Source organism: Microbacterium sp. Root166 (assembly GCF_001427145.1).
Taxonomy (GTDB): Bacteria; Actinomycetota; Actinomycetes; order Actinomycetales; family Microbacteriaceae; genus Microbacterium.
The window spans coordinates 805,894-822,208 of sequence record NZ_LMGL01000002.1; the positions used below are offsets into that span (position 1 = coordinate 805,894).

Sequence of the window (16,315 nt, forward strand, 5' to 3'; positions counted from 1 at the left end):
GACCCGGCCTCAGCCGCGCAGCACCAGGTCTGCCGCGACGTAGTAGAGGGCCACGTCGATCTGATCCATGGGCACGCCGTGCTTGGCGTGGTACGCCCGGCGGTAGAGCTCGAGCTGCACCATCCGCTCCTGCTGCTCCTCGGGAGTGCGCGGGGCGGCACCGGTCTTCCAGTCGACGATCTCGATGCGGCCGCCGCGGTCTTCGCGCCGGTAGACCGCGTCGAGCTTGCAGATCACGACGTGCGGACTTCCGTCGAGCCCCGTCACCGTGAAGTCGATCTCGGACTCCACCTCGAGCGGCTTGAGCGACGCCCACTCGGACGCGAGGAACTTCGCCCGCAGCGCCTCGAGGGCGGCGGCATCCTCGAGGGAGGATTTCGTGCCCGGCTCCTCGTCGTCGGACTCCCACAGCGCATCGTCGAGAGAACCGCCCAGTCCGGGACGACCGGAGCGCTGCTCGACCCAGGCGTGGAAGAGCGTGCCGAGCCGCGTCTGCCGGAAGGGGCGCTCGGGCAGGGGCCTCGCGATGGCCGCGACCGCGGCGTCATAGTCGACCAGGAACTCCTTGTACCGCGACGCCGCGATGCGCGTCGGGGCGACGAGCGTCCGCTGCCGACGTCGGGCCTCGCGCTCCGCGAGAAGGAGCGCCACATCGTCGTCGGGGTCCGCGCGGGGCGCCGCGAGTGCGGCCTCGACGGCGGCGGCCGCCTGCTGCACGGCGTCGCGGCGTGCGCCGAGCGGATCGATCGGCCACTGCAGCAGCCGTCGCTCGCCCAGGTAGGGGTCCTCCCCCGCGTCGTCGACCGGCAGGTCGTGACCGAGCGCCTCGGCGATCTCGGCGAAGAACGCGCTGCGGTCCCGCGGCTTCTTCGTGCCCGACCAGCTCGACCCGGTGAGCAGCAGGTGGTCGCGCGCCCGTGTGACCGCGACGTAGGCGAGGCGGCGATCTTCCTCGAGCTGCCGTTCGCGGTTGGCCGCGACGAAGTCGTCCATCGCCGCCTTGAGGTCCTGCTGCGTCTGCGCCGACTGCCAGGCCAGTGTCGGCAGCCATGTCGCGTCGCCCCGGAACGAGTAGGGCAGCACGCCGAACCCGAGCCAGCCCTTGGTGTCGCGGGGGGCGCTGGGCAGCTCGTCCTTGACGAGGCGCACGACCGCGACGGCATCCCATTCCAGCCCCTTCGAGCCGTGGATCGTGAGGAGCTGCACGACGTCGTCCTCGGGCGGCTCGGTGCGCGGCGCGAACTCGTCGAGCTGCTCCGCGTGGTCGAGCCATGCGAGCAGGCTCGACAGCGATCCGGACTCGTCGGCGGCGAGGAAGGCGTGCAGCTCGTCGACGAACGCACGCAGCTGCGCCGACGCGATCCGCGCCGGGCCGCGCACCTCATTGGCCGCGAGCTCGACATCGAGGCGCAGCTCGATCTCGATCAGACGCACGAGCTCGGGGATCGGCATCCCCACCGCCTGCCGAAGCCCTGCGAACACTGCGCCGGCGTCGCGCAGCCGCTCGCGGGCCTCGGGCGTGAACCGGGCCAGCCAGCCGTGGTCGCCCGGATGCCGCAGCACGAAGTCGAGGGCGTCCACGAGCGATCCGTCGTCGTCACCCGCGCTACCCCTGATGCGCTGCACCACCTCAGGCGCCAAGGGCTGCAAGGCCACGTCGTGGCGGGCGATCCGGCGCGCGAGCGCCGCCAGCTCACGCAGGTCCGGCAGCCCGACTGCCCAGCGCGGCCCCGCGAGCAGCCGGATGAGCGCCGATCCCGCGCTCGGGTCGCTGATGACCCGCAGCGCGCTGACGACGTCGACGACCTCGGGCGTGGACAGCAGGCCGCCGAGTCCGAGGATGCGGTGCGGAACACCCCGGCGGCCGAGGGCATCGCCGAAGCGCACCATGTGCTTCTTGCTGCGGAAGAGAATCGCTCCGGTCGTCTTCAGGCCCGCCCGTGCTCGGTCGCCCCGCACCTGCATGAACCACGCGGCGACGCGGTCCGCCTCGGCGTCCAGATCGACGTCGAACGCCATCTCGACGGCGCCCGCGGGAGCGGCGGGCCGGGCTCGGAGCTCGCCGACCGGGACCGCAGCCGAGGCGGCGAGCGGCGCCAGCACCGCGTTGGCCGCCGTCAGCACGGAGGCGCTGTTGCGCCAGCTCGTCAGCAGGGTGAAGTGACGGCACGAGCCGCCGTCCGCGAACGCGAGGGGGAACCCGCCGAGGTTTCCGGCGCTGGCACCGCGCCAGCCGTAGATGGCCTGATGCGGGTCGCCGACGGCCATGACCCCGGTGCCGGCGAACAGCGCGGCGAGCAGGTCGGTCTGCACGACGGAGGTGTCCTGGTACTCGTCCAGCAGCACGACCCGGTAGCGCTCGCGCAGCTCGTCGGCGACCGCATCCGAGCTCGCGATCACCTCGAGCGCTCCCGCCACCTGGTCGGAGAAGTCGATGACGCCGATGCGGCGCTTCTCCGCCGCGTACTCGCGGGCGAGGTCGGCGAGCATCGCGAGCGCCCCGACCTTCTCGTCGGCGCCCAGCACGTCGGCGTAGACCACCGTGCGCGCATTCGTCGACGGCAGAGCGAGCACCGTCCGGAACCGGTCGGGAAAGGCGGCGAGCTCGTCCAGGTCGACGAGGTTGTCGACGCCGTCCCGGGCGATCCGCAGCGCGGCGTCGATGATCGAGCGCACGGCTTCGCCGCGGCTCTCCAGCCGGGGGTCGTCGGATGCGAAGACCACGCGGCGCATCAGCAGCCACGCGGCGGACTCCGAGAGGACGACGGCCTCGGCATCCCGTCCGATCCGGACGGCGTGCTCGCGGACGATCTGGTCGGCGAAGCTGTTGTAGGTCGCGACGGTCGGCCGGTGCAGTAAGGCGTCGTCGTCGGGCTCCTGCGTCTCCGCTCCGACGGCCGCAGCGAGGGCGTCCATCGCCTCGTGCCGCGCGAGCGTCGCACGGACGCCCTCGTCGCCCGCGCGCTCCAGCTCGCCGAACACCGCGAGACGTCCCGCTTCGTGCAGCTCGGACAGGAACGGGAGCAGCCCGCGGGCCTCGAACTCCGCCAGACGCGCGAGGCGGCGCTGGATGCGCTCGGCGAGCTCTCCGGCCGCCTTGCGGGTGAACGTGAGGCCGAGCACCTCGTCGCGACGGACGATCCGGTTCGCGACGAGCCAGACCACGCGCGACGCCATCGTCTCGGTCTTGCCGCTGCCCGCGCCGGCCACGACGAGAGCCGGCTCGCGGGGGGCCTCGATGACGGCCGCTTGCTCGGGAGTCGGCGGGAACTGGCCGAGCGCTGCGGCGATGGCCTCCGCCGACAGCGTCGCGGTCAATGCGGTCATGATGCGCTCACCGCCCCGATCGTGTGGATGCGGCACAGGCCGTAGGAGTGGTCGTCCCGGCAGTGCTCCTCGTACGGCGCAGAGAAGGAGGCGCCGCGCATGACGGCGACGGCCGAGCCGATGCGCGCCACGAACACGCTGCGCCGCTCGTCGTCGAACGGCTGCTGCCACGGTGTCACGAAGTCCTTGCGGGCCGCGGTGGGCCGCAGCACGAGCAGCTTCGCACCGCCCGGCGCATGCCCGGCGGCCGCGGGGATCGCCCCGGCCTCGAAGGCGAGCTGGTACGCGCCGAGCTGAGGGTTGTCGCTGACCGCCGTGTCGGTCTGCGGCTCGCGCTTGCCGGTCTTCAGGTCGATGATCACGACCTCGCCCTCGCGGGTGAGCTCCACGCGGTCGATGTAGCCCGACAGAACCGCGCCGTGCTCGAGGTGCTCCTCGCCGTCCAGCGGGATCGCGACCTCGAAGTGGGGCTCGACGCCGATCACGGATCCGCCGGAGCTCTCGAACTGCCGGAGATAGAGGTGCAGCCGGCGGACGAGGTCGCGCGCGCGGGTCTGCTCGGCCCGCTCACGCCAGGCCGCCTCGAAGCTCAGCTCGCCCCACCGCGACTGCACCTGCGCCCAGAGGCTTTCCTCCGACGAGTCCGTCGCGTGCTCGAGCGCGGCGTGCAGGATGGTGCCGAGCCCCGCGGTGGTGCTGCCCGGATCGCCGCCGAGGTCGCCGATCACCCAGTTCAGCTCGCACTCCTCGAGCGCGTGCAGGCGGGACGGCGAGACCCGCACGTCCTCGACCTCGAGGTCGCGCAGCGGACCGATCGACGACGGTGGCAGCACGCCGTACCACTCGTTCGGGGCCGCACCGGCCACCCCGGCGTCGGCGAGGAGCGCCAGCTGCCCGGCCGACCGCAGCGCGCTCGCGCGGCCCGCGCCGGCGGTGAGGGTCCGGCGATGCTGCGCCACCAGGCCGCGCAGCGACAGCGGGTGGTCCACGGTGTAGCGCTCGGGGTCGGGGAAGAACTCGAAGAACACGCTCGGCCCGGTGTCGTCGTCGTCGACGGCCGTGACGATCACCCGCTCCGTCGCCCGCGAGACTGCGCGTGCCAGCAGGCGGAGCTCGTCGTGCATGGCCGATCGGCGCCGGTCGATCGGCGCCGGGGCGCCGTCGTGCCCGCGGGCGGCCGCGTCGGCGAGCCGCCAGGTGTCGAGGAGGCTGCCGCGCAGTCGGGTGTTGGGCCACACCCCGTCCTGGACCCCGGCGATGATCACGGTGTCGAACTCGAGCCCGAGGGCGCCCGCCGGAGTCAGGAGCTGCACGGTGTCGCCCTGCACCGGGGCGGCCAGGCGGTCCTCGGCGACTCCGGTGTCGAGGATGCCGCGGATGAACACGCGGGGGTCCGCGTCGAGCGAGCGCTCCACGAACCGCTTCGCGACCTGGAACAGGGCGACGAGCGCGTCCAGGTCGCGTCCTGCCTGTTCCGCCAGCGGGCCGTTGCCCCTGGCCAGCTCGGTCCAGGCGCGCTGCAGACCGCTGCGGTCCCACGCCGTCCAGAGCAGCTCGTGCGCGGTCGCACCTCGGTCGAGCTCGGCGCGCAGGAGCGCCAGGGTACGGCCGAGCGCCGCCGCCCGCCGGGCTTCGCGCGTGTCGACGAGATCGAGCTCGAGCGGCTGGAGCATCCCCGACACCAGCAGGTCGCGACCCGACCGCTCCCCTCCCGCGGCGAGCTCGATGTGGCGCAGCGCCGACCGCAGCCGCCGCAGCTCGATGGGGTCGAGGCGGCCGTAGGTGCCCACGAGCGCCGCAGAGACCTCGTCGAAGGTCCAGTCGTCGCGGGCGGCGAGCTCGATGAGCCGCAGCAGGTCGCTCACCGGGCGGAGCGCCCCGAGCGCGCGCCCGGGACCGCTCGAGCGCGCGGGCACTTCGCGCGCCGACAGCTCGGCCTCGAGCGCCCCGACCTGCCGGGTGTCGTGGGCGATCACGGCACAGCGCCCCCAGGCCACGCCGTCGTGCACATGGCGCTCCCGCAGGATGCGCGCGATGGCGTCGTACTCCTCGGCCGGCGAGCGCAAAAGCAGGGCGCGCGCCGAGGCGTCGACCTCGGCGCCGGTGCCGCCGCCGCGGTGCGCGACCACGCCGACCGCGCCGATCCGCTGCGTGACCCGCCGCACGAGCTCGCCCTGCCAGGGCGTCCCCCGGTGCCGCTGGCCGAGCACGGACACCGAGCCCAGCGCGCCGGCGAGACGGGCGAAGTTCTCGGGGGTCGCGCCGCGGAACGTGCCGGAGCCGACGTCGGGATCGCCGAAGGCGAGCACCCGGATGCCGCGGCCCCGCGCCGCCTCCAGCAGCTCCACGCCGCCCAGGGTGAGCTCCTGCGCGTCATCGACGAGGATCACCTGCAGCCGGTCGATGGCCTCGATGCCCTCCTCGGCGCCCCGGAGGATCCCCACCGCCTCGCGCACGAGACCTGCGGCATCGCGGTGGGCGCCGCGCATCCCCGCCCGGACGTCGAGGTACTCGGAGAAGAACGACGCGAGCGACACCCAGGCGGGGCGATCGTCGCGCTCGCCCAGGGCGCGCAGCTGCGCGGGCTCGATGCCGAGCGTCGTGCACTCGGCGAGGAAGGTGCGCACCTCGGTGCGGAAGCCCGCAGTGCCGCGGATGCCGGCACCCAGCCAGTCCGGCCAGCGCGAAGGACCCGTCGCCTCGTCCTCGGCATCCCCTTCGAGCAGGTCGTGGATGAGCTGGTCCTCGTCGCCGCCGGTGAGCAGCTGCGGCGGATCGGCGGATGCCGCGACGGCGGCGGCGCGCACCAGCTGGAACGCGAACGACGCGACCGAGCGGGCGAGCGGGCCCGAGGTCGCCCGGTCGACGGCGAGGGCGAGGCGATCGCGCAGCGCGGTCGCCGTCTGGCGGGACGGGGTGAGCACGAGCACGGCGTCGGGATCTACGCCCGACTCGACCAGCGCCGCGACGCGCGCGACGAGCGCCGTGGTCTTGCCGGTTCCCGGGGCACCGACGACGACGCCGGAGGCCTCGGGCGGCAGCTGCACCACCGACCGCTGCTGAGGATCGAGCGCGGTCGCCGACCGGGATTCCACGCTCAACGCCATGCCTTCGACGCTACCGTCCGGCGCCGACAACCCCGTTCGCCGACAGCGTGCGGCGCGCGACCTGGCCGCCGCCGAGGGTGTCGTAGAGTTGCCATGCGCCCGGGAACCGGCGCGCGAAAGTGCGAGAGAGGCAGTCACGTGGAGATCCGCATCGGCATCGCGAACACCGGACGAGAGCTCAATTTCGAGACGAACGAGTCGTCGGCCGACGTGAAGCAGACGATCGCCGGCGCGCTCGACACCGGCGCCACCCACATCACGCTCGCCGACAACAAGGGGAACAACTACATCGTCCCCACGGCCAGCCTCGCCTACATCGAGCTCGGCACCGAAGAGTCGCGCCGCGTCGGCTTCGTCGCCTGACCCGCCCATGCAGATCATCCTTGCCCTGGTCGTGGGCGCCGCCATCGGACTCGGCCTGCATTTCCTCGTCGAGGGGCGCCCCACGCGCGGCGTCGTCGTCGCGCCGGTGACCGGCGCTCTCGCCGCCGGTCTGGCGTGGACGATCATGACGTGGGCCGGCATCGGCACCGACAGCATCTGGCTGTGGCTGTCGATGCTCGTCGCGCCTGTGATCCTGGTCTACCCGGTGCTCGTCGCGCTCGCCCGTACCCGCGTCGCCCGCGACGCCGCAGAGCGCGCTCGCCTGAAGATCGGCTGAACCGGTCGGCTGAGCCGGACCCTCAGGCCGCGAGGCCCATCGCGTCCATGCGACGCGAGTGCGCGGCCATGAGCTCGGTGAAGACCGGCTCGACCTTCGCCTCGTCGGCCACGCGCAGCGTCGCCGGGCGCAGAGCCGCCCGCGCGATGAGCAGCGTGTCGCCGACCAGGCGGCGACCCCACAGCGCGAGCAGGGACTTCCACTCCGGGTCGCTCGCGATGGTGCGCCCGATGATGTCGACGATCGCCTCGCGGTCGTCGTCGGCCTGCAGGATCACGGCCACCCGCCGCCCGGTCTCGCCGTAGCTCGCGGAGAGGGCGAGGTAGAAGTCGTCGAGCATGCCCGCGGTGATGTGCACCGAGAGCATCGTCTCCTGGGGCCGGACGCCGTGCGTCGCGCGGCGGAACGCGTCCAGCGGCTCGCGGAACGGGAGCATCAGGGCGGTGGGATCGTCGCCGCGCTCGCGGATGAGGGCGACGAGCTCCTCGTGCTTGGTGAGCGCCGCTCCTGCCGCGCGCGAGAGCGACTCCTTGTCGGAGAGCTCGGGGTTCAGCGCGATGAGCTCGCTCAGCGTTTCGAAGTAGCCCAGCTGGAGATACGCGGCCTGGCCGAGGTACGTCGTCAGATCGGGAGCGAGCTCCTCGAAGTCCACGCGCGTGGCGTCGCCGAGATCCTCCCGGGAACGCAGCTGTAGCTTGCGGCCGGTGTCACGGCGTTCCCAGAACCACTTCACCACGGGGTACAGCCTACGGGTCGGCGCGGGGCTCGCCGGTGCTCAGGCTCCTCCGGTATCGTGGATGCGTCCCCGGCGTCGGATCGGGGCTCCCGCGCCTGAGGCTGAGAGAGGGCGTGGACCGCACTTCCGCCCGCGCGACGACGTTTCATCCCGCGCCAGGGCACGGACCAGGCAGCATCTCACTGCCGGACAGGCTCATATCGTGACGACCTTCGCCGAACTCGGCGTCGACCAGGACATCGTCGATGTCCTCGCCTCCAAGGGGATCGTGGATTCCTTCCCCATCCAGGAGCAGACCATCCCCCTCGGCCTCCCGGGCCAGGACATCATCGGCCAGGCCAAGACCGGCACGGGCAAGACCTTCGGCTTCGGCATCCCGGTCGTGCAGCGTCTCGGCCCCAACCCCGAGCCCGGCGTGAAGGCGCTGATCGTCGTGCCCACCCGCGAACTGTGCGTGCAGGTGTACGAAGACATCGACATGCTCACCCAGGGTCGCGCCACCAACGTCGTGGCCATCTACGGCGGCAAGGCGTACGAGGGCCAGATCGAGCAGCTGAAGGCCGGCGCGCAGATCGTGGTCGGCACCCCCGGCCGCCTCATCGACCTCAACAACCAGCGCCTGCTCGACCTGTCGAACGCCACCGAGGTGGTACTCGACGAGGCCGACAAGATGCTCGACCTCGGCTTCCTCGCCGACATCGAGAAGATCTTCCAGAAGGTCTCGCCGGTGCGCCACACCCAGCTGTTCTCGGCCACCATGCCCGGCCCGATCGTCGCGCTCGCGCGCCGGTTCATGACGAACCCGATCCACATCCGCGCGACCGACCCCGACGAGGGCCTCACACAGGCCAACATCAAGCACCTCGTGTACCGCGCCCACTCGCTCGACAAGGACGAGATCATCGCCCGCATCCTGCAGGCCGAGGGCCGCGGCAAGTCCGTGATCTTCACGCGCACCAAGCGCGCCGCCCAGAAGCTCTCCGACGAGCTGAGCGATCGCGGGTTCAACGCGGCCTCGGTGCACGGCGACATGAGCCAGGAGGCGCGCGAGCGCTCGATGGCCGGATTCAAGGCGGGCAAGCGCGACGTGCTCATCGCGACCGACGTCGCAGCCCGCGGCATCGACGTGGACGACGTCACGCACGTCATCAACCACACCATCCCCGACGACGAGAAGACCTACCTGCACCGCGCCGGCCGCACCGGCCGCGCCGGCAAGACCGGCATCGCGGTGACGTTCGTGGACTGGGACGACCTGCACAAGTGGGCGCTCATCAACCGCGCGCTCGAGTTCGGCCAGCCCGAGCCCGTCGAGACGTACTCGTCGAGCCCGCACCTGTTCACCGACCTCGACATCCCCGCCGGCACGAAGGGCCGCATCGCGACGGCTCCGCGCACGCAGACCGTCAAGACGCAGGATGCCGAGCCCTCGCGCAACGGCAGCTCCGGCTCGCGCAACGGCACCTCCGGCACGCGCACCCGCACTCGCCGCCGCGGCGAGAGCACGGGCGACGGCCAGGCCGCCGCTCCCGAGGTGCCCGTGGTGCCCGCAGACCACGGCTCGCGGGACGCGGCCGACGGCGGCGGTACGCACGACGGCGGGGGCAAGGAGCACCACGACGGCAACGCGGCACCGCGCCGTCGTCGCCGTCGCCGCGGCGGCTCACGCGGAGCCTCGGGCTCGGCGCCCGTCGGCGCCTGAGCCGCACCACCAGCAGCAACGCGATCTCCCCGGACTCAGCCGTCCGGGGAGATCGTGCTTTCGTGGGCAGGATCGCGCTCCGCGCCCCTCTGCCCGTCGCGCTCTCGGGCGGTGGGCGGGCGCGGCGGATAGACGAGCGTCACCAGCACCACGGAGATGATCATCAGCAGGAACCACGACACCAGCTTGGTGATCGAGACCGGCTGCCAGCCCTCGAGCTGATCCGGGTACGCCCACGCGCCCGCCCACGTCGCGATGTTCTCCGCGAGGTAGATGAAGAAGGCGACCCCGGCGAAAGCGGCAAGCAGCGGGATCCGCAGCACCGCCCGCCACACCCGTGCGTAGAGCACGGTGCGCCACCACAGCAGCGCGACGGCGGCCAGGAGCACCCACCGGGCGTCCCACCACCAGTGGTGGGTGAAGAAGTTCGCGTAGATGCCCACCGCGACGACGGCGGTGAGCCACCGGCGGGGGTAACGCACGAACCCGAGGTCGAACAGCCGGTACACGCGCACCATGTACGACCCCACCGCGGCGTACATGAACCCGCTGAACAGCGGCACTCCGCCGATGCGCAGCACGCCGTCGGCCGCGTACATCCACGAGCCGACGTCGGTCTTGAACAGCTCCATGGCCGTGCCGGTGAGGTGGAACAGGACGATCACCCAGAGCTCGCGGCCCGTCTCGAGGCGCGTCGCGATCATCGTCACCTGGATGGCGACGGCTGCGATCGTGAGGAAGTCGTTCGGGGCCAGCGCGGCATCGTCGGGGTACCACAGGCGCACTGCCACGATCACGACGAGCAGAGAGGCGCCGAACAGGCACGCCCACGCCTGCTTGAGCAGGAAGACCCCGACCTCGACGAGCCGGGCGCGAGCTCCTGTCGACGGGGCGTCGGCGAGGAAGCGGTGCGCGGCAGCGTCGATGCGCCGTTCGAGGCCGGTCGGCTGCCGCATCCCCCGACGCTAGCCGACGCGCCGCGTCTTCTCGCGCAATCGCGTGAACCGGGACACGTCCAGGCGCTACCCTGAGCGAGCGCCGCACGAACGCGGCGCGACCTCGCATTTCAGAAAGGCACACATCGTGCGATTCATCGAAGCCGTGAACACGGACTACGAATACCAGGGCTTCTGGGGCTCCATCGGAGACATCATCTGGTGGTTCCTCCTGGTCTTCGTGTTCTTCGCGTACCTCTTCGCCCTCTTCGCCGTCATCGGCGACCTGTTCCGCGACCACAAGCTCAACGGCTTCTGGAAGGCGATCTGGATCATCTTCCTGATCTTCGTGCCGTTCCTGACGCTGCTGGTCTACCTGATCGCCCGCGGCAACGGCATGGCCGAGCGCGGCGCTGCTCAGGCCAAGGAGCTGCAGGCCGCTCAGGAGGCCTACATCAAGCAGGTCGCCGTGGGCACCAGCCCGGCCGACGAGATCGCCAAGGCGAAGGCCCTGCTCGACGCAGGCACCATCACCCAGGCCGAGTACGACGCCATCAAGACCAAGGCGCTCGGCTGAGTCTCCGACCGAACGACGGTCGCGCCCTCGTCCCCCTCACGGGTGGACGGGGGCGCTTCCCGTTGCGCGCTCGAAGATGCGCGCCACCATCTCGTCGTCGGTGGTGTTCTCGCCGGGCTGGTTAGGCTTGCCGAGGCCGTGGTAGTCGCTCGAGCCGGTCACGATCAGGTCGCGCTCGGCGCTGAGCCGGCGCAGGACGCGGGTGGCTTCGGGCATGTTCTCGCGGTGCCCCAGCTCGAACCCGGCGAGGCCGGCCTGCAGCATCCGCTCCATCAGCGGCTCCGGAAGCAGCCCGGCGCGGCCGGCGGGATGCGCGATCACCGGGACTCCCCCGGCGCCGACGACGAGCTCCACGGCGGTGACGGGGTCGGGTGCGTACAGCGCGACGTAGTAGTCGCCGCCCGGGCTCAGGATGCTCGAGAACGCCTCTGCGCGATCCCGCACGAGTCCTCTCGCGACGAGCGCGTCGGCAATGTGCGGGCGCCCCACGGTCGCGTCCTGCCCGGTCTGGGCGACGATGTCCTCCCACGCCAGGTCGTAGTCGCGCGAGATGCGGTCGGCCATGACGCGCGCGCGATCCAGCCGCGATGACCGGATGCGATCGGTCATGGCGCGCAGATCGGGGTCGTCGGGGTCGATGAGGTACGCCAGCACGTGGACGCTGCGCCAGTCGTGACGGGCGGACAGCTCCATGCCGGGCACGAAGGTCATGCCGAGCGAGGTGGCAGCCTCGGCCGCCTCGGCCCAGCCCGAGGTGGTGTCGTGGTCGGTCAGCGCGGCGGTCCGCAGCCCGTTCCGGTGCGCGGCCGCCATCACCTGCGCAGGCGACTCGGTGCCGTCGGAGTGCACGGAATGGAGATGCAGATCGCTCGGTCCGTCGAAGCGACGCTCTCCCCTCATCCTCCGAGCGTAGCGTCCGCGACATGCGGGGCCGTGCTGACGGATCTCCCAGACTGCTCGCATAGAGTCGCCGTCGTGCTTCGCCTGACGGGGATCCTCCTGACCGTGCTGTGTGCGATCGCCGCCGCCGTCCTCACCTGGCCCGCGTTCTTCCGCCTCGAGCGGGTCTACCCGATCGCTCAGCTGGTGTCCTTCCGCGGGGTCCTCGCAGCCGCTTTCGCGATCGCCGTCGTCGTCGGACTGCTGCTGGCCCTGATCCGCCCGATCCGGGCGCTCGCGCTGTCGCTGGCGGCCGTCGCCGCCGTCGCCGCCATTGCGAACGGCGCGATCCTGGTGGGCCGCGGGGGCCTCGGAACCGACGCCCTGCCCGCGAAGACCGAGTCGGCCGTGCGCGTGATGACGTGGAACACAGCCGGGCCCGCCACGCCGCCGGAGACGATCGCCAAGATCGCGGTGGCGATGGATGCCGACATCGTGGCCCTCCCCGAGACGACCATCGAGACCGGCGAGCGCGTGGCGATAGCGATGCGCGATCTCGGGCACCGGATGTGGGCCCATCACGCGGAGGATCCATCCACGGAATGGGACGCCGGGTCCACCACTCTCCTGATCTCCCCCGACCTCGGCGATTACGCCGTCATCGAGTCCTCGATCGACGGGACGAGCAACACGTCGACGGTGCCGAGCGCAGTCGCGATGCCGACCGACGGCGACGGCCCGATCGTCGTCGCGGCGCATGCCGTGGCACCTCGGCAGAGCTACATGCAGGAGTGGCGGGACGACCTCAGGTGGCTCGCGGACCAGTGCGCGACGGCGAACGTCATCATGGCGGGCGACTTCAACGCCACGGTCGATCACATGGACGGCCTGGGCGCGGGCGGGGGCACCCTCGGCCTGTGCCGGGACGCCGCCATCGAGAGCGGCAACGGCGCCATCGGCACGTGGTCCGTGGCCTACCCTCCCGTTCTCGGAACTCCCATCGACCACGTCATGGCCACGTCGGGATGGAAGGCGACCGGCTCGCTGGTGCTGCGCTCCCTGGACGACTCGGGGTCCGATCACCGCCCGCTGATCGTGCAGCTGGAGCCTGTGGACTGACCCGGGCATCCGACGCCTCGTGCGTGTCAGACTGGGTGCATGAGCACCACAGGCGACAGCGACACGATCGCGCAGACCGACGCCGAGAAGCCCGTCACGACGAGCACGAACCGTCGTCAGCCCTACGGGCAGGGATTCCTCGACACCATCTCCGAGGGCTGGGCCGAGCGCGCTGAGACCGCGCCCCCGGCGCGTCCCCAGGCCGCCTTCGCGGCTGCGCGCCGCGCCGCCGTGTCGGCGACGTTCCCGGGCCGCCGCCTCCTCATCCCCGCCGGTGAGCTCAAGCAGCGCAGCAACGACACCGACTACCCGTTCCGGGCCCACTCCGCGTTCTCTTACCTGACCGGGTGGGCCAGCGACGCCGAGCCGGGATCCGTGCTCGTGTTCGAGCCGTCGGGCACCGCCGGTCACGATGTGACGCTGTACTTCCGTGAGCGCGCCGACCGGACCACGGCGGAGTTCTACTCGGATGCCTCGATCGGCGAGTTCTGGATCGGACCGCGTCCCGCGCTCGCCGGCGTGGCCGCCGACCTGGGCATCGCCACCGCCCACATCGATGCGCTCGAGCTTCGCGCGGACGACGCCGTGGTCGACGAGGACGAGGATCTCACCCGCTTCGTGTCCGAGCTGCGCCTGGTCAAGGACGAGTACGAGATCGCTCAGATGCAGCTGGCCGTCGACGTGACCGCCCGCGGGTTCGACGACATCGTCGCCAACCTTCCCGGAATCATGGCGCACCCGCGCGGCGAGCGCATCGTCGAAGGCGTGTTCCACAAGCGGGCCCGCAGCGACGGCAATGCGGTCGGCTACGACACCATCGCGGCGTCCGGCCCGCACGCCTGTTACCTGCACTGGACGCGCAACGACGGCGCCGTGGTCCCCGGCGATTTGATCCTCATCGACGCCGGCGCGGAGGTCGACAGCCTCTACACCGCCGACATCACGCGCACCCTCCCCGTCAGCGGCCGGTTCACCGAGATCCAGCGCAAGGTCTACGAAGCGGTCCGCGAGGCCGCGGACGCCGCGTTCGCCGCCGCGCAGCCGGGTGTGAAGTTCCGCCAGGTGCATGAAGCCGCGATGCGGGTGATCGCGGCCCGCGTCGCCGAGTGGGGACTGCTTCCCGTGTCGGCCGAGGAGGCGCTCGACGCCGACAGCGGCGGCCACCACCGCCGCTACATGGTGCACGGCACCAGCCACCACCTCGGCATCGACGTGCACGACTGCGCGCAGGCGCGTCGCGACATGTACTACGACGGGCTGCTCGAGGCGGGCATGGTGTTCACCATCGAGCCCGGCCTCTACTTCCAGATCGACGACCTCACCGTGCCCGAGGAGTACCGCGGCATCGGCGTGCGCATCGAGGACGACATCCTGATGACCGCCGACGGTCCCGTGAACCTCTCGGCGGGGATCCCCCGCACGGCCGACGAGGTCGAGGCCTGGATCGCGCGGCAGTCCGCCTGACCGTGGGCTACACCCCGCCCCCGGCCTTCACGACCCGCCCGACGCTGTCGGGCACGTTCGGCATGTCGGCATCCACTCACTGGCTCGCGACGGCGACGGCGCAGGCCGTGCTGGAACGGGGCGGGAACGCGTTCGATGCGTCGGTGGCCGCGGCGTTCGTCCTCCACGTCGTCGAGCCCCACCTGAACGGGCCGGGCGGCGACCTCGTGGGCATTTTCCAGACAGCGGATGCCGCAGCCCCGACGGTGCTGATGGGTCAGGGTCCCGCACCGGAAGGCGCGACGATCGAGCACTTCCGCGAGGAGGGGCTCGACCTCGTCCCCGGGGCCGGCGGCCTGGCGGCGGCCGTGCCCGGGGCGGTGGACGCGTGGCTGCTCCTGCTGCGCGACCACGGCACGTGGGAGGTCGGCGACGTGCTGGCCTACGCGATCGACTACGCCCGGTCGGGGCATCCGCTCGTCGCCCAGGCCGCGGCGACGATCGCACGCGTCGCCGACCTGTTCGAGTCGGACTGGACGAGCTCGCGCGACCTGTGGATGCCGGAGGGCCGGCTGCCGGTCGCGGGCGAGATCGTGCGGAATCCTGCGTACGCGGCCGTGCTCGACGGGCTCGTGCACGCGTCGTGCTCGGTGCGCGACGACGGGCCCGTGGGCAGAGCCGCACGGATCGACGCCGCACGGCGGGAGTGGCGGACCGGACAGGTGGCGCACGAGGCGGCGGACTTCCTTTCGCGGCCGCATCGCCACGCGACCGGCGGCTCGCACGCCGGGGTGATCACCGCCGAGGACTTCGCCGCGTTCGAAGCCGGGTACGAGCCGGCCGTCACGCGGGATTTCCGTGGCCACTCGATCTCGAAGGCCGGCGCCTGGACACAGGGACCGGCGCTGCTGCAGACGCTAGCGCTGCTGGAGCCGCTGGACGGTGACCTCCTCGATCCGTCCCAGGAGGTCGGCGCCCACACGATCCTCGAGGCGCAGAAGCTCGCGCTCGCCGACCGCGATGCCTGGTTCGGTGACGACGACGTCGACCTGGACGCCCTCCTGGACGCCGACTACCTCGCCCAGCGGCGGACCCTGATCGGCGACGAGGCGTCACGGGAGTTCCGTCCGGGTGCGATCCGGGGCCGGACGCCCTTCATCCCGCCGCTGCGCACCGACGCCGGGCCGGCCTCCGCTGCCAGCGGCGAGCCGACCGTCGACCGGTCCGGCCAGACGCGCGGCGACACCTGCCACCTCGACGTCATCGACCGCTGGGGCAACATCGTCTCGGCGACACCGTCCGGGGGCTGGCTGCAGTCCTCGCCGACGATCCCCGCCCTCGGGTTCTGCCTCGGCACGCGCCTGCAGATGACGTGGCTCGAGCCGGGGCATCCGTCGTCGCTGACGCCGGGCCGGAGGCCCCGTACCACGCTCACCCCGACGCTGGTCTCGCGCGACGGTGTGCCCGAGTTCGCGATCGGCTCCCCCGGCGGCGACCAGCAGGATCAATGGCAGCTGCTGGCGCTGCTGCGCATGATCGTGGGCGGCTACAGCCCGCAGGAGGCCATCGACGCCCCCGCCCTGCACACCACGGCGATGCCCGAGTCGTTCTGGCCGCGCACGTGGACGCCGGCCGGCGCCGTCGTCGAGAACCGGCTCGGCGATGCGCTCATCGACGGCCTGGCGGCGCGCGGGCACGCGGTCACCCGGGCCGGCGACTGGTCGCTGGGCAGAGTGTCCGCCGTCGGACGCCGGGGCGATGACGGCGTCCTCTGGGCGGCCGCCAACGCCCGGGGCATGCAGGGCTACGCCGCCGGGCGCTGACCGGCC

The 16,315-nt window shown here is 72.1% G+C and carries 12 protein-coding genes; 7 read left to right on the forward strand and 5 right to left on the reverse strand.

The window, feature by feature from the left end:
- Positions 1-9: 9 nt before the first annotated feature.
- Positions 10-3,327 (reverse strand): ATP-dependent DNA helicase, encoded by a 3,318-nt coding sequence (locus ASD56_RS11640; RefSeq protein ID WP_055965745.1) that lies wholly within the window; start codon positions 3,325-3,327, stop codon positions 10-12.
- A complete protein-coding gene (locus ASD56_RS11645) occupies positions 3,324-6,434 on the reverse strand; it encodes an ATP-dependent helicase (RefSeq protein ID WP_055965746.1) in 3,111 nt (1,036 codons plus the stop codon). Before ASD56_RS11645 ends, ASD56_RS11640 begins: the two co-directional genes overlap by 4 nt.
- Before the next feature lie 138 nt (positions 6,435-6,572).
- Between ASD56_RS11645 and ASD56_RS11650 the strand changes: the two genes are divergently transcribed.
- Together ASD56_RS11650 and ASD56_RS11655 are read left to right on the forward strand one after the other, a co-directional pair.
- A complete protein-coding gene (locus tag ASD56_RS11650; protein ID WP_055965748.1) occupies positions 6,573-6,797 on the forward strand; it encodes a DUF3107 domain-containing protein in 225 nt (74 codons plus the stop codon).
- A 7-nt stretch (positions 6,798-6,804) separates the two neighbouring features.
- Positions 6,805-7,095 carry a hypothetical protein gene (locus ASD56_RS11655; RefSeq protein ID WP_055965750.1) on the forward strand — a complete coding sequence of 97 codons (291 nt, stop codon included), beginning with the start codon at positions 6,805-6,807 and terminating at the stop codon, positions 7,093-7,095.
- Between the two features lie 22 nt (positions 7,096-7,117).
- Here ASD56_RS11655 and ASD56_RS11660 read toward each other — a convergent pair whose 3' ends face one another.
- Positions 7,118-7,831, reverse strand: coding sequence for a ferritin-like fold-containing protein (locus tag ASD56_RS11660; protein WP_055965752.1), 714 nt, complete (start codon positions 7,829-7,831; stop codon positions 7,118-7,120).
- Between the two features lie 202 nt (positions 7,832-8,033).
- Between ASD56_RS11660 and ASD56_RS11665 the strand changes: the two genes are divergently transcribed.
- On the forward strand, positions 8,034-9,533 hold the full coding sequence (locus tag ASD56_RS11665) for a DEAD/DEAH box helicase (protein ID WP_055965754.1): 1,500 nt from the start codon (positions 8,034-8,036) through the stop codon (positions 9,531-9,533).
- 35 nt (positions 9,534-9,568) lie between these two features.
- Here the strand turns inward: ASD56_RS11665 and ASD56_RS11670 are convergent, their stop codons facing one another.
- Positions 9,569-10,489 (reverse strand): DUF817 domain-containing protein, encoded by a 921-nt coding sequence (locus ASD56_RS11670; protein ID WP_055965756.1) that lies wholly within the window; start codon positions 10,487-10,489, stop codon positions 9,569-9,571.
- A 127-nt stretch (positions 10,490-10,616) separates the two neighbouring features.
- Between ASD56_RS11670 and ASD56_RS11675 the strand changes: the two genes are divergently transcribed.
- Positions 10,617-11,045, forward strand: coding sequence for an SHOCT domain-containing protein (locus tag ASD56_RS11675; protein ID WP_082541424.1), 429 nt, complete (start codon positions 10,617-10,619; stop codon positions 11,043-11,045).
- A 36-nt stretch (positions 11,046-11,081) separates the two neighbouring features.
- Here the strand turns inward: ASD56_RS11675 and ASD56_RS11680 are convergent, their stop codons facing one another.
- Complete coding sequence (locus tag ASD56_RS11680; RefSeq protein ID WP_055965759.1) at positions 11,082-11,945, reverse strand: PHP domain-containing protein; 864 nt, start codon at positions 11,943-11,945, stop codon at positions 11,082-11,084.
- A 75-nt stretch (positions 11,946-12,020) separates the two neighbouring features.
- On the opposite strand from ASD56_RS11680, the gene ASD56_RS11685 reads away from it, so the two are divergent.
- From ASD56_RS11685 to ASD56_RS11695, 3 genes are read left to right on the forward strand one after another with little or no spacing between them, the layout of a single operon-like run.
- Complete coding sequence (locus tag ASD56_RS11685) at positions 12,021-13,043, forward strand: endonuclease/exonuclease/phosphatase family protein (protein WP_055965761.1); 1,023 nt, start codon at positions 12,021-12,023, stop codon at positions 13,041-13,043.
- A gap of 39 nt (positions 13,044-13,082) precedes the next feature.
- Positions 13,083-14,507 carry an aminopeptidase P family protein gene (locus ASD56_RS11690; RefSeq protein ID WP_055965762.1) on the forward strand — a complete coding sequence of 475 codons (1,425 nt, stop codon included), beginning with the start codon at positions 13,083-13,085 and terminating at the stop codon, positions 14,505-14,507.
- 2 nt (positions 14,508-14,509) lie between these two features.
- Positions 14,510-16,309: a gamma-glutamyltransferase family protein gene (locus ASD56_RS11695; RefSeq protein WP_055965765.1), complete on the forward strand. Its 1,800-nt coding sequence runs from the start codon at positions 14,510-14,512 to the stop codon at positions 16,307-16,309.
- The last annotated feature ends 6 nt before the right edge of the window (positions 16,310-16,315 follow it).